Raw genomic sequence first — 16,273 nt, 5'->3', positions numbered from 1 at the left:
CATGACAAGGCGTTGAAATGTCGAAAAAGATCTATTGTATTGCAAGCTTTAAACCCAAGCCCGGTAAAGAAGAAGCGGTTTTCCAGGCGTTGCAGGCGCTAGAGCCGAATACACATCGCGAAGATGCCTGCCTGCATTACACAGTCACCCGTCAAATCGATAATCCTTTTGCTCAAGGGACCAGCTACCCGATTGTTTTTCATGAAATATGGGCAAGCCGGGAAGAGTTTGAGGCCCACTGCCAGCGTAGCGAGATTCAGGCCTTTTTTGCTAAGCATGTGGAAGCCGAAGACGGTGATATCGAAGATGCCAACGTATGTGTTTACACAGATGAGCCGTCGAACTTTGATGCTCCCAAGGTGTGAACGGCAGGTCATCCAACCTGAATCGTACGTGTAGAATGGCCATCAGTATTTAACAACAGTATTTAAAAAACGGAGCGAGCATGACTGAAAAGAAAATGAACGTCGAAAGCTTTAATCTGGATCATACCAAAGTTAGGGCTCCTTATATCCGGCTGGCTGATATCAAGGAAGGTCAGAACGGCGACCGTATCCATAAGTACGATTTGCGTATCTGTCAGCCTAATAAAGGCCACATGGAAATGCCTGCGCTGCATTCGCTTGAACACCTGCTGGCGGAACTGTCGCGCAACCACTCCGACAAGGTAGTAGATATCAGCCCCATGGGCTGCCAGACCGGCTTCTATATCGCCATGATCAACCACGATGATTACGACGATGTGGTCAACATGGTAGAGCAGACCCTCAAGGACATTCTTGAAGCCACTGACGTACCGGCCTGTAATGAAATGCAATGTGGCTGGGCCGCAAGCCACAGTCTGGAAGGGGCTCAGGAGCTGGCGCGTGCGCTTCTGGATAAGCGCAGCGAATGGACAGAAGTTTTCTGATACCGGCAAGTGAGATGACTGTCATCAAAACGCCTCCCGCGAGTTATAACGCGGGAGGCGTTTTTTTAGCGTGCTTCAAAACACGGCTTCAAAAAAGAGATTTATAAACAGGGCTTCACAAACAGAGCTTAAGATTGACGGCAAACTGTGCGGTGGTTGCCTGTACGTTCCGGCGAGTCAATAACTGCTCGGACCTGCAAAACTCGTCTATAGTAAGGTGAATCGTAATTTGCTGTGAAAGTGGCCGCTAAATTGCCTGCTCAACACTCTTTTCGCTTCAAGGATATCTTTCATGGCGAATGCCCATTCAATATATTCTCCTGTCTCTGCCAGCGCATCCGGCCATCAGCATCACGGCCCATGCTGCTGTGGTTCTCCTGTGCTTCAGCGCTTTCACAACCGGGTGATGGCGGAAATCACCCGGCGACAGATGCTGGGCGGCACCGCCGCTGTGATGGCCATGTTTGCGGGCTTGCATACACCTTTTGCCATTGGTCAGCAGGCGGAGCCGCGCGATGGCCCCATGCTGCTGACCAATCTACAGCTGTTTGATGGCAATGGTGGTGCGCTTCAGCATGATGTGGCGGTACGCATAGAAGACGGCAAAATCGCTGCTATCCTGCCTGCAGGCAGCGAAGCCGAAGGCGCCGATGTGATCGACTGCGGCGGGCGTGTGCTGATGCCCGGCCTGATTGATGCTCACTGGCACACCACGCTGGCCGCCATTTCACAGGTTGAAGCCATGACGGCAGATATTGGCTATGTGCATCTGGTGGCCGCTCGCGAAGCCGAGCGCACCCTGATGCGCGGCGTTACCTCAGTGCGCGATGTCGGCGGGCCGTCGTTTGCGCTCAAACGTGCCATTGATAACGGTGTGGCAGTAGGGCCACGAATTTTTCCGGCTGGCGCGATGATCTCCCAAACTTCGGGTCATGGGGATTTCCGTATGCGCCATGAAGTGCCGCGTGGCACGACAACGCCCCTTAGCGAAGCTGAACGCCAGGGCGTTGCCATGATTGCTGACGGTGAAGTGGAGGTCTTACGGCGAACCCGTGAGCAGTTGATGCTTGGCGCTTCTCAGATCAAGCTGATGGCCGGTGGCGGTGTGGCATCCTCTTACGACCCTTTGGATAGTACCCAGTTTACGGAACGCGAATTGCGTGCTGCCGTCGAAGCGGCTGATGACTGGGGCACTTATGTCATGGTGCATGTCTATACCCCGAAGGGCATACAGCGGGCGCTGCGTGCTGGCGTAAAATCGATTGAACATGGCCAGTTAGCCGACGAAGACAGCGTAAGAATGATGGCTGATCATGATGCCTGGTGGAGCCTGCAGCCTTTCCTGCAGGACGAGGATTCCAACGTTTACCCGGATGCGGAACGTCATGAATCCCAGCGAAAAGTCGCTGAAGGCACGGTGCGTGCTTATGAAATGGCCCAGCGTTTCAATGTGAAGACGGCCTGGGGAACGGATATTCTCTTTAACCCCAGAAACACGCCCAACCAGTTACGCCACCTGGCGAAGCTGACGCGTTTTTACGACCCATTGACGGCGCTCTCCATGGCGACAGGCCGCAACGGCGAACTGCTGTCGCTTTCCGGGCCACGCAGTCCTTATCCGGGTGTCCTGGGCAAGATCGAACCCGGTGCCCTGGCGGATGTATTGCTGGTGGATGGTAACCCAAGCCAAGGGTTGGATTTTCTCAATGATCCTGAACGTAACCTGACCATGATCATGAAAGCAGGGCGGATCTATAAGGATCAACGTTAAGGTTAAGAAAACAATCACTGCACAAGGAGGTGCTAATAATGAGGTGGTGTTCAACAGCGCAAAGCAAGGCTGCGAAGGTAAAAAAACGCCTGTTTGCTCGAGGTACGGCAGGCAGAGGCTTAATCTGTATTTTTATTTTTCCGCTGTTGTTTGCGGCGATTTGGAGTATTGGCGATTCACTGCAATTCTATAATCTGCTGATGGGTATCCTGACGATGTTCCTCCTCTTGCCGGATAACTTTGGAAAAGGGAATCGTTCCGCTGTGCTCAACGGCCCGTATTGGGTGTTGCGACGCATTCAGTGGGTGCTGGGCCTGGGAGCCATTCTATGGATAGCAGGAGCCTGGGAAGGCTCTGCATTACGTCTGGAAAGCTGGGATGGGTGGCCTTTTATACCTGCAATGATGTTCATCATTCTCGCCTGGTCATTGATGTTCGGCTGGTGGCGCTTTGATACTCGCCCTGTGATCAGGCGCTGGTTGATCCGCCGCACTCTGATATGGCTGTCAGTTCCTGTATGCGCCGGTTTGGTGTTGGGGGGCTTGCGTGGCGACGGAATTGTGCCGGTGCTGGGGTGTGTTTTTATATTGACGGGAGCCTGGACTAATCTGCTTTTGCCGTTCTCGCTACCACGCCAAGGAACTACACAGGCAGGGCGCAAGGTATTGATCCTGGCTGAAGTGGTCTCAATGGCGGTGTTTGCAGGCGTGGTGGTGATGCTGATTGGCCCTGAGACGCGTTATGGCTACAGTATTCTGACCATGGTGGCGGTTGTGCTGTTGATTGGCGCCTGGTGTTTGGCATCGGGCTCGCGCGATTCTAGCGCCTGAGAGCCCGACTCTTTATGCATGAGGCTTGTGCATGAAGGGTATTTATTGCTGATTGATCGATTTTTTTGGCCCATGGTATCTGCTTCATGGAATTTTTGTACATGATGCGAAGGAATGCTTCTGCGATCCACCGAATCATCTATATTGGGTTAAGTGGATATTAAAAAAATAATAAAATTTCATTATTTATCACTTAAATAACAAGCGAATTGATATAAGCGTGACTCCTCCTGAAGGCAAATGCTTGGCGAATAGCGTTAGTGGCTGACAACTGAAAAAGGAATCATTCAATTATTTCAAAGCATTGATGGTATTAGCCTTGGTTGAGAAGGTTCTACTGGCGAAAAAATCGACGTATACCCAGCAAGATCAGGGATCGATAACAATAACGGAGTACTGCCATGAACAATTCTGCAACAGATGCAGTGAAAGATACGACCACAGCGGCAACTGCAACACCTGAATCTGACGCCAGCTCAAGCGGCGATGGAAATTCTTCCACCGAGACCATAACCAAGATCTATATCAACACCATTGATATGCAGCGTCCCAAAGCATGGCTACTTGCCGGTGTGGAAGATTTTCGCCACGCGCCTGTTGTCAGTCTGGTCTATGGTCTGTTTTGGGTAGGTCTAAGCCTTGCTGTGACGGTGGGCGCTGTTCAAATGGGATTCTGGCATGTGCTGTTACCATTGATTGCTGGTTTCATGTTCATTGGTCCGCTGGTGGCGGTCGGCACTTACGGCATTAGTCAGGCGCTTGAACACGGAAAGACCCCGCATCTTGGGCATGCATTGGGTAGCTGGCGACCCCATTTCGGTCAACTGGCCATGATGGGGCTGATGATGATGATCTTCTTTCTGGCCTGGATCCGCCTGGCGACACTGCTTTTCGCGCTGTTTTTCGGCATGAATGTGCCAAATGTCGATACCATCTATCTGGCTCTGTTCACAACGACTCAAGGAATCAGCATGTTGGTCGTTGGTACGCTGATTGGAGGCGTGCTGGCCTTTGGTGCCTTCACGATCAGTGTTGTGGCCATCCCCACCCTTATGGATCGCGACCTCACCTTCATGGAAGGTATTGAGGCCAGCATTCGGAGTGTTGCCAATAATTTTCGGCCAATGTTGCTATGGGCCGCCATTCTTACCGGCTGTGTCATCGCTGGCGTGTTGACCTTCTTTATCGGGTTGGCACTGGTGCTGCCGGTTCTCGGTTATGCCAGCTGGCATGCCTATGAAGATCTAGTGCGCTATGACAAAGCTGAAAATACGCAACGCTGAGTTTTTCAGGGCGCTCATGGAGCGCCCATTAGCGCAATAGTAACAAACCAAACCTACCTCACTTCTTCATCAGTTTTATACAGACTGGCCGCATTTCCTTATGCATAACAATAAAGGGGAGGGATGAATGGGCCACCTCATTCGCACCGTTGTCAGTGCCGTGCTGCTGCTACTTACAGGTTTTGCACAGGCGTCGTCAGTTAATACCTCATCCGGCTGGAATATGCCGATTGGGGTGACAGAAATCAGCCGGGAAGTTTATGGGCTACACATGATCATTTTCTGGATCTGTGTCGCCATTGCCGTGGTTGTGTTTGGTGTCATGTTTTACTCACTGATTGCCTATCGGAAATCCAAAGGCGCTAAAGCCGCCCATTTCCACGAAAACACCTTGATCGAGGTGATCTGGACGGCTGTTCCCATGGTTATCCTTGTGTTGATGGCCGTACCCGCAACCGCCACGCTGAAAAAAATGTATGACACCTCGCAAGCTGATATCGACATATTAGTGACGGGATATCAATGGCGCTGGCGTTACGAGTATATCGAAAGCGATATTGGCTTCTTCAGTAACATGTCGACCCCAAGAGAGCAGATCGATGGAACACAGGCCAAGGGGGATAATTACCTGCTGGAAGTGGATGACGCCATGGTGGTACCAACCGGCCAGAGAATTCGCCTGCTATTAACGGCGAATGATGTTATCCACTCCTGGTGGGTGCCTGATCTGGCGGTCAAGAAAGACGCCATTCCAGGGTTTATCAATGAGACCTGGTTCGAAGTGGATGAACCAGGGGTCTATCGTGGGCAGTGCGCTGAGCTATGCGGCAGCGGACACGGCATGATGCCCATCGAGGTCAGAGCGGTTTCGCCGGAAGATTATGCCATCTGGATGGAAAACCAGCGTGAAGCGGCGGCCTCTGAAGCTGCTGGCTCTGACCGTGAATGGGCAATGAATGAACTGATGGAGCGTGGCGAGGCAACTTATAAAACCTATTGTACTGCTTGTCATCAGCCGGATGGTCAAGGGGTGCCGCCGATGTTCCCGGCACTGGCAGGGGAAGGCATTTCAGTAGACCCCAATGCACTGGAAGACCATAAATCTATCGTTTTGTATGGCAAGACAGGCACCGCCATGTCGGCGTTTGGTGACACGCTTTCAGCGGCTGAAATCGCGGCGGTCATTACCTATGAGCGCAACGCCTGGGGTAACGAGACAGGTGACATGGTGCAGCCATCTGCCATTAAAGCCATGCTGGAATCACAATAATAAGAGGTCAATGTTATGGCGTCTGATACATCGCAAGCGCATGTCCAGCAAAGTGCCAGTGGGGTCGCACACAGTGGCGGTGAGTCACATACAAGCCATGGGCCGACGGGCATTTTGCGCTGGGTCGTTACCACCAATCACAAAGAAATCGGATCTCTGTATCTGCTGTTTTCACTGCTGATGCTGTTTATTGGTGGCGCGCTGGCACTGATTATCCGTACCGAACTCTTTCAGCCGGGCCTGCAGTTTATTCAGCCTGAATTCTTCAACCAGATGACCACCATGCATGGTCTGATCATGGTGTTTGGCGCGATCATGCCAGCCTTTGTCGGTTTGGCTAACTGGATGATTCCCATGCAGATCGGCGCGCCCGATATGGCGTTGCCACGATTGAATAACTTCAGTTTCTGGTTACTGCCGGTAGCGTTCGGCATCCTGCTCTCTACCCTGTTCATGGAAGGGGGCGGGCCGAACTTCGGCTGGACGTTCTATGCGCCGCTGTCGACGACGTATGCGCCGCCCTCCACCAATTTCTTCATTATCTCGATACACCTGGCCGGTATCAGCTCGATTCTGGGGGCAATCAATATCATTGCTACCATCCTGAATCTGCGCACGCCCGGGATGCGTCTGATGGACATGTCGCTGTTTGTCTGGACCTGGCTGATCACCGCGTTTCTGCTGATTGCGGTGATGCCAGTGCTGGCGGGTGTTGTCACCATGATGCTGATGGATATCAACTTTGGCACCAGCTTCTTCAATGCGGCTGGCGGGGGAGACCCGGTGCTGTTCCAGCATCTGTTCTGGTTCTTTGGTCACCCGGAAGTGTACATCATGATTCTGCCCGCGTTTGGCATCGTGTCGCTCATCGTGCCGACTTTTGCCCGTAAACGTCTGTTCGGCTACGCCTCCATGGTCTACGCGACGGCGGCCATTGCGTTACTGTCTTTCCTGGTGTGGGCTCACCATATGTTTCTGGTCGGGTTGCCGCTCACGGGTGAGCTGTTCTTCATGTATTCGACCATGCTTATCGCCGTGCCAACCGGGGTGAAAATCTTCAACTGGATCGCTACTCTGTTCAGAGGGTCGATTTCATTTGAAGTCCCCATGCTGTTTTCACTGGGCTTTATTGTCATGTTCACTATTGGCGGTCTGTCCGGGGTCATGCTGGCGATTGTGCCCGCCGATTTCCAGTATCACGATACCTACTTTGTCGTGGCGCATTTCCATTATGTACTGGTGCCTGGTGCGCTGTTTGCCATTATGGCCGCTGCCTATTACTGGATGCCGAAATGGACGGGTCATTATGCCGACGAAACCCTGGGTAAATGGCATTTCTGGCTGTCGGTAATCGGTGTCAACCTGACCTTTTTCCCAATGCACTTTTCCGGCCTGGCCGGTATGCCCCGTCGTATACCGGATTACGCACTGCAGTTTGCCGATTTCAATATGCTGTCATCGATTGGCGGTTTTATGTTCGGGTTCTCTCAGCTGATTTTTGTCTGGGTATTGATCAAAGCCATACGGGGTGGAAAAAAAGCCCATGCTCATGCCTGGGAAGGCGCAGAAGGCCTGGAGTGGACGGTACCCAGCCCGGCGCCGCTGCATACTTTTGATACACCGCCGCCTTTTGATCCACCCACTGAATCGCCAAGCCGACACTAGTCGGTATTGAGCAGGAGGTTGCGATGAGTACAACAGAAAAACAGGCGGGTGTTCGAAAAACGGTCGGGAAAACGCTTTTGGCGCTGGTGGCCATGGTGGGGTTTACGCTGGCGCTTATTCCCTTGTACGACGTTTTCTGTGAGGTCACTGGGCTGAATGGAAAAACAGCAAATTCGGCTCAGGTGGTTAGCGCCGAAGACGTGGACGAATCGCGCGAAATACGCGTTCAACTGGTCACCCGGGCAGGTAGTGGGCTGGCCTGGCAGCTCAAGGCACTGGATCCGATCATCACAGTTCATCCAGGAGAAATTACGCAGGCCCAATTCCGCTTTACCAACCTTGGTGATGTCACCAGCTCCGGTAAGGCGGTGCCTAGCGTCACGCCATCGGAAGGTGCTCAGCACTTTCGTAAAGTGGAGTGTTTCTGTTTCCAGGAGCAGTCGTTAATGGCAGGCGAGTCTTTGCAGTTGCCGTTAGTGTTTCAGATCGACCCTGATTTACCCGATCACATCACAACATTAACACTGGCTTATTCCCTTTATCCGATTGAAGACGAACCAACCGTAGCCCTGGGAGGCATGCATGACTAGCCAATATTATGTTCCCCCGACAAGTAAATGGCCGATTATTGCTGTGCTGGTGATGGCTGTCCTGGCCATTGGTGCCGGTTCATTATTGAGTTATGGAACCGGCTTACCGCTCTTGCTGGCGGGGCTTGTGGGCATCGCTCTGGTCATGTTCGGCTGGTTTCGCGATGTGGTCAAAGAATCCATGGGCGGCTTGTACGACAGTCAGATGGACCGTTCTTTTCGCCAGGGAATGGCCTGGTTCATTTTTTCGGAAGTGATGTTTTTTGCCGCTTTTTTTGGTGCCCTTTTTTATGTCCGGGTCTTCGCCTTACCCTGGCTGGATGGCGAGGGGGCGAAAGGCGTGACGGCACTTCTCTGGCCTGACTTTACCGCCAGTTGGCCGTTAATGCAGACGCCAGACCCGAGTATTGGTGGCCCTCGTGAAGTGGTGAACCCATGGACGCTGCCGTTGATCAATACGTTATTGCTAGTGACATCCAGTGTGACCCTGACCATTGCCCATCATGCCCTGAAAGCGGGCGAACCCGGCAAACTGCGCAAATGGCTGATAGTCACCCTGTTGCTTGGGCTGGTTTTTCTGGTCATCCAGGGCATTGAGTATGTGGAAGCCTGGAATCATCTCGGGCTGACCTTGCAGGCAGGCATCTATGGGTCGACCTTCTTCATGTTGACAGGGTTTCACGGCCTGCACGTCACCATTGGCGCCATCATTCTGGCCGTGCTGCTGATCCGCGTCCTGCGCGGTCACTTTAGTGCTGACAACCACTTTGCCTTTGAAGCAGGTGCCTGGTACTGGCACTTTGTCGATGTGGTATGGATCGGGCTGTTTCTGTTTGTTTATGTGTTCTGATCGCGTGAAAAATCAGGTGAGAATGCCCTGTGAAAACCCATAGATCAGCAGCAGCATTAACAAAACCGCCAGAGAAATCCGCAGTTTCAGTGAGGTCAGAGTGCGTTTGGAGGTGGACGCATCCTTGAGCAGAAAGCCGGCACCCGCTGCGAGACTAATCAACATGGCAATAAAGGTGATGGCTATCAGGAGCTTTAGCATGGCGAACTCCGAAGCGCTAACGCGCAGGGATGAAGAGACACTCAGTCGACCAAATAACACGCGACAGGTCAAACGACTTATTAGCCTGATGTTATGGTGGGGATTCTGGATGACGCTGATAGTGGTCGGTGTGGCGCTGGCATATTGGCAATGGCAGCGGGCCGATGAGAAAACGCAACTGCTCGAAAACTGGGCGGTTACTGCCGAGTTGCATAACCCTGTGGTAGCGCCTGACAACCTGGCCAACGTGAGCCTGACAGGCCATTTTCTGGCCGAAGAAACCCTATGGCTGGATAACCGGATTCTGGACGGTCAGGTGGGCGTTGCTGTTTTGACCCCCTTTGTCGCAGACACAGGACACTGGTGGCTGATTCAGCGTGGTTTTATTCCCACCGACGTTGATCGGCGTATTGAGCCTGAAGTGAGTACGCCGTCCGGCAGGGCGCTTGAAGTGAGTGGCCGCTGGCAGGAAACACAGGACAATCTGGTGTTTGGCGACAATCGTGAAGGTAACCGTCTGCAATCCATTGATTTAAGCCCCTGGCATCATCTTTCTCAGCCATCCTTTGAAGGGGTAATACATCAGGAAGCGGGTGATGGCCATCTGGCAGATTGGTGGAAACCCAGCCAGATGCCGCCACAACGGCATATCGCCTACGCGGTTCAGTGGCTTTGTCTGGCGTTGCTGGCTCTGGTGGTCGCGGTGATAGGACACCGGGTGCTTTACCGTAAAAACAATGGGCAGGAAAGCTTATGAAAAAGCGGCTTCAATTGATTCTCTTGATCATTGTCCTGGGTGCCCCGATGCCGGTTGCCTGGGCGATGCTGCACTGGCAAATTGGCATACCGGATACCCATGTTGCCAAGGGAGAACTGGACCATCAGCTTCCGCCCTTGAGCGCGTGGCCGTTAGAGTGGCAGGACAGTGATCGCTGGTCATTGGCCTGGAGCGCTCCTGATCAATGTAATGCTGATTGTCAGGCTCAGGCGGATAAATGGTGGCGCATGCACCGCGCGCTGGGGCGCGATGCCATCCGTGTGCAGCGCCTGCGCTTAACCGGCCAGGATCAGAAGGTTTTACCAGGGGAAAGCCGTCTGTTATGGCAGGAAACCCGGCCAACGTGGGTCGAAGACTTTCAAGTCTGGTTAGTGGACCCGCAAGGCATCGTGGTGACCCGTTATCCGGCGTTTGCCGAGGTGGGGGACGTGCATAAAGACCTGGAGCGTTTGCTAAAACGTAACCCGGAATGATATTCCTGCTATTGTGATTCTTATAACAGCACTCGTAATAACGCTCATAATATCAAGTTCGTAATAACACGCTCATAATAACAAGAAGGAATGGCGCATGGGGCGAGCAGGTGAGGCCGTTACACCTCGTGACCGTAAGGTGGTTCAGCGTGCCCAGTGGCTGGCTGCACTCGGTGTAGGGTTTACGTTCATTGTCATACTGGTCGGGGTATGGACGCGTCTGGTGGATGCTGGCCTGGGCTGCCCGGACTGGCCAGGTTGCTATGGCGCGCTGGTCGTGCCCGACGCACAACGGGCGGCGGGCTTTGCCCCAGATGCCCCTCTGGATGTGTTTAAAGCCTGGATGGAAATGTTTCATCGCTATATCGCCTCCGGGTTGGGGCTGGTGGCGTTGGCTCTTGCCTGGCTGGGATGGAGAAACCGGCATATTTCTGGTTATCCGGTGTTGGCCAGCGCTGTCCTGCTGGGTGTTATCTGCCTGCAGGGCGCTTTTGGCGCCTGGACCGTCACCCTCAAACTCTGGCCACAGGTGGTAACGCTGCACTTGCTGGGCGGTTTTAGTGTGTTAATGATTTTTTTCTGGCTTTATAACCGGCTAAAAGCCTGCCGCGACGGTAAACAGCCTGACGTACGCCCGCCTGGTCTCTGGTGGTTGGTGATGCTGCTATTGGTCGCTCAGGTAGCTCTGGGAGGCTGGACATCGAGTAACTATGCAGGCGTTGCCTGTCTCGGATTTCCCACCTGCAACACGCAGTGGTGGCCAGCTGGCATGGACTTCAACGAAGGCTTCCATCTTACCCAGGAAGTCGGCCCCAATTACCTCTATGGCCAGTTGCATGCGGATGCCCGCACTGCGATTCACTTCACTCACCGCCTGGGAGCCCTGATGTTGGGGCTGGGGCTGATTGTTCTGACATTACATTACAAACACCATGCGCAGGCGCGCCCCTGGCTGCTTGCCGCATTGGGAACCTATCTGGTGCAAGTGTCACTGGGCATTATTCTGGTAATGAATGCGTTGCCTCTCTCCGTGGCCTTGCTGCACACCGCAGGGGCTGCCCTGCTGATGTTGCTGCTATTGCGCAGCGGCTGGTTGCTTGGCAGTCATCACGCCGCTTTACAGGATTTTTCGGACAGGAAGGTGGTGCATGCGTAATACACAATGGGTCATACAGCCGAAGCAGGAACTGACGGCATCTCTTGGCCTGGCCAAGGATTACTTTGAACTCGGCAAACCCCGCGTTGTTCTGGTCATGCTGGTCTGTGCGGCTGTTGGCATGGCGCTGGCTGTACCAGGTATACCGAACATGCAGCAGGCCATCACCGGCCTTGTGGGTATCGGGTTGGCGGCGATGGGGGCGGCCGCCTTCAATCACCTGCTGGATCGACGCCTGGATAAACTGATGCTGAGAACATCGCGGCGCCCTGTTGCTGAAGGGAGGGTTCGTGATTGGCAAGCGGCGGGCTATGCCACCTTCCTGTCGTTTGCCGGGCTGGCGCTTTTATGGCTGGAAGTGAATCCGCTGACCGCCGTACTGACCGCCTTGGCTTTACTCGGTTATGCGGTGGTTTACACCGCCTTTCTGAAGCATGCTACCCCGCAAAATATCACGATTGGGGGGCTCGCTGGGGCATCTCCACCCCTGCTGGGCTGGGCTGCCATGACAGGCCAGCTCCACCCGGATGCCTTTCTGCTGGTGCTAATCATTTTTGCCTGGACGCCGCCGCATTTCTGGGCACTGGCCATCCATAAGCGTGAGGAATATGCCGCTGCGGGGGTTCCCATGCTGCCGGTCACCCACGGTAACGATTTTACCCGTCTGCAACTCTGGTTATACGGATGGCTGACGGTCGCGGCCACGCTTCTGCCTTTCGCCACAGGGATGAGTGGCTGGATCTATCTGCTGGGCGTCATGCTTCTCAACGCTCAGTTTATGTACTGGAACTGGAAAGTCTGGCGGGGTAAAGATCCTAAAGCGCCGCTGGGAGCCTTCTGGTACTCCATCCGCTATATCATGTATCTCTTCGGGTGGTTGTTGCTCGACCATTATCTTCTACTAATGGGCTAGACAATTATGCCGCGACGTTATTGGTACGTTACCGTTGTACTGGTGCTGGCACTGAGTGGTGCGGGGGTCTGGGGAATGCAACATCTCAACCCCGAACGCCGCCTGCCGGACGCTTTGATATTGTCCAGCCTGCATGGCCAACCGGTTAATCTGACGGATTTTCAGGGCCAGCCGGTGATCGTCAGCTTCTGGGCCACCTGGTGTACCTTCTGTCGGCGCGAAATGCCAATGCTGGAAACCTACGCCCAGCACGAAGGCCTGACACTGGTGTTGATCAACCAGGGGGAAACGGTCAACGCCATTAATGACTACATGAAGAGCGCAGGCGTAACGTTTGACAATATCCTGCTGGACCCCCGCTTTGCCGCCCGGCAGGCCATGGAAGTACGCGGAATACCCACCACGCTGTTTTACGATGCCGAAGGGCGCTTGATCACGGCACATGAGGGCGAACTGCACGAGGAACAGTTAGTGCAGTTCGTGCAAAAGTACGTCAATTAAGCCATCACTGTGACACTTGCCGACATGGGTGAGGTGATGAATACCACTGGCACTGCACTACCGCTCAGGCCCTGATGTTGCGCCCATTTACGTATCAGGTAAAGTAAAGCCATTCTTATGCAAGACAGGCCCTCAGGATTGCCAGGGTGTCAATCAACAAGGTGTTCTGGGCACCTCAGCACACCGTCAACAAAGTCATGGATTATGACCCAAGAACTCGTTTCCCAGTTGCAACAAAGTTACAACAGCGTGCCCTATGACTCACGTCCTTTCCAGCAATCGGCACCAGAGCACCTGCATGCCCTGGCCTGCCTGTTCGGGCTGGATGCCCCTGAGCCAGCAAAAGCCCGTGTGCTGGAAATCGGCTGTTCGGAAGGCGGAAATATCCTGCCGTTTGCTGCCCGTTACCCAGACGCCGAGGTGGTCGGGATTGACCTTTCGGACGTTCAGATAACGGCCGGGCAGGCGCGCCTGAAGGAAGCTGGCCTCACCAACATGCGCTTGCAGGCGGCCAATATCGAAGATATCAGCAAGGACGCCAAACCCTACGACTACATCATCTGTCACGGCGTTTTTAGCTGGGTACCCGCTTCTGTGCAGCAAGCGATTTTGCGCGTCTGCTCGGAAAACCTCAGTGACAATGGTATTGCCTATATCAGTTACAACACCTACCCGGGCTGGAAAACCAAGGAAATCATCCGCGATGCCATGCTGCTGCGTGGCGCCGAGCGCACCACGCCAGAAGAAAAGCTCTCCTATGCCGTGGGAATGGTTGATTTTCTCCAGCAGGTCAGCCCGGAAGGCAGCGTGATGCGCCAGGTGCTGAATGAAAACGCTGACATGATCCGCCAGGGAAAACCCAGCTACCTGCTCCATGAGTTTCTTGAACCCTGCAATCAGCCCCTTTACTTCAAGGATCTTCTGGCAATGGCGGGAGAGCATGGCCTTGGGTATCTGGCGGAAGCCGAGCCAAATAGCATGTTCCTGAGCAACTATGCCCCCTCTATTGCCAAGCCATTAAGCAAGGAAGTAAAGAATCAGGAGCAGTTGGAACAGTATCTGGACTTCGTGCATAACCGCGCGTTTCGGCAAACGCTGTTGGTGCGCAAACCCAACCAGGCCAAAATCCGCTACGCTGTGGGAGCTGAACAACTGAAAAAACTCCATGTCGCGGGCCTGTTTTTTGAGCAGAATATTGACCATCAAATCAATCAAACCAAGGTATACACAGACTGGCGGGGCGGTAACCTTACCCCAGTCAATGCGTTGGAATATGCCTTTATGGAAGCGATTTCGAAAGCCTACCCGGCCACGCTCAACGTTAGCCAACTGGCGGCTGCGCTGAAAGAAAGCGGCCAACTGTCTGCCGGAGAAGACGCCGAGGCCGTTGCGCTGGCATTGCTGGAAATCTACGTTATCCGCGGCCATGTGCGGCTGCGCGCCGACGACCAGACGGCCATGACGAAGCTGGCGAAAACTTCAGCCATTGCCGCCAATCTCGACGCTGAAAACCAGCAATGGCAATGGCAAGCCAGCGCTGTGCGTCATTCCAGCGGTTGGGTAGCCACGCCCTGGCATGAAGCGTTGCCACTCGGACCGCTGGCACTTGTGCTGGCGGAAACGCTGGACACCCCGTGCCGTTTCGCCGACTTATATCAGCGCGGTTTGGAGGCGATAAAAGAAGGCGAAATTACCCTGATGGAGAAAGGCCAACCCGTTAATACGGCGGCAGATGCCGAAGAAACCGCGCAACGGCTTAAGGAAGTCCTGGTCAGTATGTTGAATAACCTTTATCGCGCAGGCGTTTTAGAAATGGTTAACGCCGACTAATGCATTGAGGCGGATGCATTTAATGCAATGCGCCGCTCGTTTCTCTCAGCTTGACAGTGAAAGGCAAGCTAACAAGCTTGATAGGCATCGACGAGCGGTCTGTTACACCGGCCTTGGCGCAAACATGATAATCGCCATGCCGGTCAGGGCTACGGCCGAACCCAGCAGATCCCAGCCGGTAGGGCGCACACCATCCACTGCCCACAACCACACAATCGCCATAAAGATATACACCCCGCCATACGCCGCATAAACCCGCCCTGATTCCGTAGGGTGCAGCGACAGCAACCACGCAAACGCTGCCAGGCAGAGTGCCCCCGGCACCAACAGCCAGATGGTTTTACCCTCCCGCAGCCACAGGTAAGGCAGATAACAGCCCAGAATCTCCATCAAGGCAGTGACCAGAAACAGCCCGAGGGTTTTAAGGTCTATTGGCAATGGTGTGACTTCTCTTTAAATAGTAGTGATAAAGGCTCTAGGCTTAGTACAGAAAATTATATTCTTAATGTCTGTGTGTTTTGGCGTTTAGCCGTCCGTGTGCTGGGAAAGAAAAACTCGTAACTGTTGATGTAAGGACGCAATATCTCATAGTACTCTGAGGATACACCCTCGTAATGCAATTGGATGGCTCCCGCAAGCATGTCGGCAAATTGGATACCAAGTTCTGATTTACTGTCCGCTTGTCTGACACCCAGCTCAGTTGTGGACTGGCCTGCGACCTTTCGCTCAAAAATTGCTCCCTGGAGATAAATATGCAGCGGATGGCCTGCATTAGGAGAAATACCGCGAGGGTCTGGAATCAACGTAACCTGACGATGCCTACATAGCGGTTCTAATAGAAGCACTTTTATAAGGTAGTTATAGAGCATGGCATCATCATGCCTGAGCCGTTCAAATACCCCCTCTTTTGCTAGAATAAGGGATTGGTACTCAATGGAAGGGTGCTTATGACAGATGTTAGCAGCTCTTTCACAGAACTCAGTACGAAGACTCCGGGGCATATCCACCCACTTTAATTCTTCTTTTGGAGGCCACTTAGCTCTTTTTTTAATATCCTTCACCGTCCGGCAAAGATACTTGTTTGTTTCCAAGCTAGTGAATGCGCTGGCAATGGTTAGATGTTTTGATGACCCGCCTTGACCAAAAGGCGCGTCAAATTTCCAGCCTAAGTCTCCGCTTTCATCAAGATATATCAAACGCTGCATGGATGGAATCTAGCGTTAGGAACATAAAAAAAGCCACTGTTACTTAC

At 53.3% G+C, this 16,273-nt stretch carries 18 protein-coding genes; 15 read left to right on the top strand and 3 right to left on the bottom strand.

What is annotated here, in order from left to right:
* The first annotated feature begins 17 nt into the window (after positions 1 to 17).
* The 9 genes from ACU6TU_RS13705 to ACU6TU_RS13665 all read left to right on the top strand — a co-directional run bounded on the left by ACU6TU_RS13705 (position 18) and on the right by ACU6TU_RS13665 (position 9,169).
* Complete coding sequence (locus ACU6TU_RS13705; RefSeq protein ID WP_447141957.1) at positions 18 to 365, top strand: putative quinol monooxygenase; 348 nt, start codon at positions 18 to 20, stop codon at positions 363 to 365.
* Positions 366 to 445: 80 nt separating this feature from the next.
* Positions 446 to 910 carry an S-ribosylhomocysteine lyase gene (locus tag ACU6TU_RS13700; protein ID WP_447141956.1) on the top strand — a complete coding sequence of 155 codons (465 nt, stop codon included), beginning with the start codon at positions 446 to 448 and terminating at the stop codon, positions 908 to 910.
* Positions 911 to 1,202: 292 nt separating this feature from the next.
* On the top strand, positions 1,203 to 2,681 hold the full coding sequence (locus ACU6TU_RS13695) for an amidohydrolase family protein (RefSeq protein WP_447141955.1): 1,479 nt from the start codon (positions 1,203 to 1,205) through the stop codon (positions 2,679 to 2,681).
* Between the two features lie 38 nt (positions 2,682 to 2,719).
* The gene (locus tag ACU6TU_RS13690) at positions 2,720 to 3,511 is read left to right on the top strand and encodes a hypothetical protein (protein WP_447141954.1); all 792 of its coding nucleotides are present in this window, start codon (positions 2,720 to 2,722) and stop codon (positions 3,509 to 3,511) included.
* Between the two features lie 401 nt (positions 3,512 to 3,912).
* Positions 3,913 to 4,794 (top strand): DUF2189 domain-containing protein, encoded by an 882-nt coding sequence (locus ACU6TU_RS13685; RefSeq protein WP_447141953.1) that lies wholly within the window; start codon positions 3,913 to 3,915, stop codon positions 4,792 to 4,794.
* A 127-nt stretch (positions 4,795 to 4,921) separates the two neighbouring features.
* Positions 4,922 to 6,064 carry a cytochrome c oxidase subunit II gene (gene coxB, locus ACU6TU_RS13680; RefSeq protein ID WP_447141952.1) on the top strand — a complete coding sequence of 381 codons (1,143 nt, stop codon included), beginning with the start codon at positions 4,922 to 4,924 and terminating at the stop codon, positions 6,062 to 6,064.
* 15 nt (positions 6,065 to 6,079) lie between these two features.
* Complete coding sequence (gene ctaD / locus ACU6TU_RS13675; RefSeq protein ID WP_447141951.1) at positions 6,080 to 7,729, top strand: cytochrome c oxidase subunit I; 1,650 nt, start codon at positions 6,080 to 6,082, stop codon at positions 7,727 to 7,729.
* A gap of 23 nt (positions 7,730 to 7,752) precedes the next feature.
* Positions 7,753 to 8,319: a cytochrome c oxidase assembly protein gene (locus tag ACU6TU_RS13670; RefSeq protein WP_447141950.1), complete on the top strand. Its 567-nt coding sequence runs from the start codon at positions 7,753 to 7,755 to the stop codon at positions 8,317 to 8,319.
* A complete protein-coding gene (locus tag ACU6TU_RS13665; RefSeq protein ID WP_447141949.1) occupies positions 8,312 to 9,169 on the top strand; it encodes a cytochrome c oxidase subunit 3 in 858 nt (285 codons plus the stop codon). The genes ACU6TU_RS13670 and ACU6TU_RS13665 overlap by 8 nt, the downstream gene beginning before the upstream one ends.
* A gap of 12 nt (positions 9,170 to 9,181) precedes the next feature.
* On the opposite strand, the gene ACU6TU_RS13660 is transcribed toward ACU6TU_RS13665, so the two are convergent.
* Entirely contained in the window at positions 9,182 to 9,370 is a 189-nt protein-coding gene (locus ACU6TU_RS13660; protein WP_447141948.1) for a DUF2909 family protein, read from the bottom strand.
* Here ACU6TU_RS13660 and ACU6TU_RS13655 point away from each other — a divergent pair.
* The 6 genes from ACU6TU_RS13655 (at position 9,369) to ACU6TU_RS13630 (ending at position 15,021) form a co-directional block, all read left to right on the top strand.
* Entirely contained in the window at positions 9,369 to 10,127 is a 759-nt protein-coding gene (locus ACU6TU_RS13655) for an SURF1 family protein (RefSeq protein ID WP_447141947.1), read from the top strand. The genes ACU6TU_RS13660 and ACU6TU_RS13655 overlap by 2 nt on opposite strands.
* A complete protein-coding gene (locus ACU6TU_RS13650) occupies positions 10,124 to 10,621 on the top strand; it encodes a hypothetical protein (protein WP_447141946.1) in 498 nt (165 codons plus the stop codon). Before ACU6TU_RS13655 ends, ACU6TU_RS13650 begins: the two co-directional genes overlap by 4 nt.
* Positions 10,622 to 10,718: 97 nt before the next feature.
* The gene (locus ACU6TU_RS13645; RefSeq protein ID WP_447141945.1) at positions 10,719 to 11,777 is read left to right on the top strand and encodes a COX15/CtaA family protein; all 1,059 of its coding nucleotides are present in this window, start codon (positions 10,719 to 10,721) and stop codon (positions 11,775 to 11,777) included.
* A complete protein-coding gene (cyoE, locus tag ACU6TU_RS13640) occupies positions 11,770 to 12,690 on the top strand; it encodes a heme o synthase (protein ID WP_447141944.1) in 921 nt (306 codons plus the stop codon). Before ACU6TU_RS13645 ends, cyoE begins: the two co-directional genes overlap by 8 nt.
* 6 nt (positions 12,691 to 12,696) lie before the next feature.
* A complete protein-coding gene (locus ACU6TU_RS13635; RefSeq protein WP_447141943.1) occupies positions 12,697 to 13,191 on the top strand; it encodes a TlpA family protein disulfide reductase in 495 nt (164 codons plus the stop codon).
* A 204-nt stretch (positions 13,192 to 13,395) separates the two neighbouring features.
* On the top strand, positions 13,396 to 15,021 hold the full coding sequence (locus tag ACU6TU_RS13630; protein ID WP_447141942.1) for a methyltransferase regulatory domain-containing protein: 1,626 nt from the start codon (positions 13,396 to 13,398) through the stop codon (positions 15,019 to 15,021).
* A 102-nt stretch (positions 15,022 to 15,123) separates the two neighbouring features.
* Here ACU6TU_RS13630 and ACU6TU_RS13625 read toward each other — a convergent pair whose 3' ends face one another.
* A complete protein-coding gene (locus ACU6TU_RS13625; protein ID WP_447141941.1) occupies positions 15,124 to 15,459 on the bottom strand; it encodes a YnfA family protein in 336 nt (111 codons plus the stop codon).
* A gap of 56 nt (positions 15,460 to 15,515) precedes the next feature.
* Positions 15,516 to 16,226 carry a DUF3800 domain-containing protein gene (locus ACU6TU_RS13620; RefSeq protein ID WP_447141940.1) on the bottom strand — a complete coding sequence of 237 codons (711 nt, stop codon included), beginning with the start codon at positions 16,224 to 16,226 and terminating at the stop codon, positions 15,516 to 15,518.
* Between the last annotated feature and the right edge of the window lie 47 nt (positions 16,227 to 16,273).

The organism is Halomonas sp. LS-001 (genome assembly GCF_052983955.1).
The sequence above is the reverse complement of the archived record's forward strand: the minus strand, read 5'-3'. Positions and strand labels throughout refer to the sequence as shown.

Excerpts from the sequence above, each read along its gene's own strand:
- ACU6TU_RS13655 (WP_447141947.1), top strand. The coding sequence starts at position 9,369 with ATGGCGAACTCCGAAGCGCTAACGCGCAGGGATGAAGAGACACTCAGT.
- ACU6TU_RS13630 (WP_447141942.1), top strand. The coding sequence starts at position 13,396 with ATGACCCAAGAACTCGTTTCCCAGTTGCAACAAAGTTACAACAGCGTG.
- ACU6TU_RS13645 (WP_447141945.1), top strand. The coding sequence starts at position 10,719 with ATGGGGCGAGCAGGTGAGGCCGTTACACCTCGTGACCGTAAGGTGGTT.
- ACU6TU_RS13685 (WP_447141953.1), top strand. The coding sequence starts at position 3,913 with ATGAACAATTCTGCAACAGATGCAGTGAAAGATACGACCACAGCGGCA.
- ctaD (WP_447141951.1), top strand. The coding sequence starts at position 6,080 with ATGGCGTCTGATACATCGCAAGCGCATGTCCAGCAAAGTGCCAGTGGG.
- ACU6TU_RS13690 (WP_447141954.1), top strand. The coding sequence starts at position 2,720 with ATGAGGTGGTGTTCAACAGCGCAAAGCAAGGCTGCGAAGGTAAAAAAA.
- coxB (WP_447141952.1), top strand. The coding sequence starts at position 4,922 with ATGGGCCACCTCATTCGCACCGTTGTCAGTGCCGTGCTGCTGCTACTT.
- ACU6TU_RS13705 (WP_447141957.1), top strand. The coding sequence starts at position 18 with ATGTCGAAAAAGATCTATTGTATTGCAAGCTTTAAACCCAAGCCCGGT.
- ACU6TU_RS13670 (WP_447141950.1), top strand. The coding sequence starts at position 7,753 with ATGAGTACAACAGAAAAACAGGCGGGTGTTCGAAAAACGGTCGGGAAA.
- ACU6TU_RS13635 (WP_447141943.1), top strand. The coding sequence starts at position 12,697 with ATGCCGCGACGTTATTGGTACGTTACCGTTGTACTGGTGCTGGCACTG.
- ACU6TU_RS13620 (WP_447141940.1), bottom strand. The coding sequence starts at position 16,226 with ATGCAGCGTTTGATATATCTTGATGAAAGCGGAGACTTAGGCTGGAAA.
- cyoE (WP_447141944.1), top strand. The coding sequence starts at position 11,770 with ATGCGTAATACACAATGGGTCATACAGCCGAAGCAGGAACTGACGGCA.
- ACU6TU_RS13660 (WP_447141948.1), bottom strand. The coding sequence starts at position 9,370 with ATGCTAAAGCTCCTGATAGCCATCACCTTTATTGCCATGTTGATTAGT.
- ACU6TU_RS13650 (WP_447141946.1), top strand. The coding sequence starts at position 10,124 with ATGAAAAAGCGGCTTCAATTGATTCTCTTGATCATTGTCCTGGGTGCC.
- ACU6TU_RS13665 (WP_447141949.1), top strand. The coding sequence starts at position 8,312 with ATGACTAGCCAATATTATGTTCCCCCGACAAGTAAATGGCCGATTATT.
- ACU6TU_RS13700 (WP_447141956.1), top strand. The coding sequence starts at position 446 with ATGACTGAAAAGAAAATGAACGTCGAAAGCTTTAATCTGGATCATACC.
- ACU6TU_RS13695 (WP_447141955.1), top strand. The coding sequence starts at position 1,203 with ATGGCGAATGCCCATTCAATATATTCTCCTGTCTCTGCCAGCGCATCC.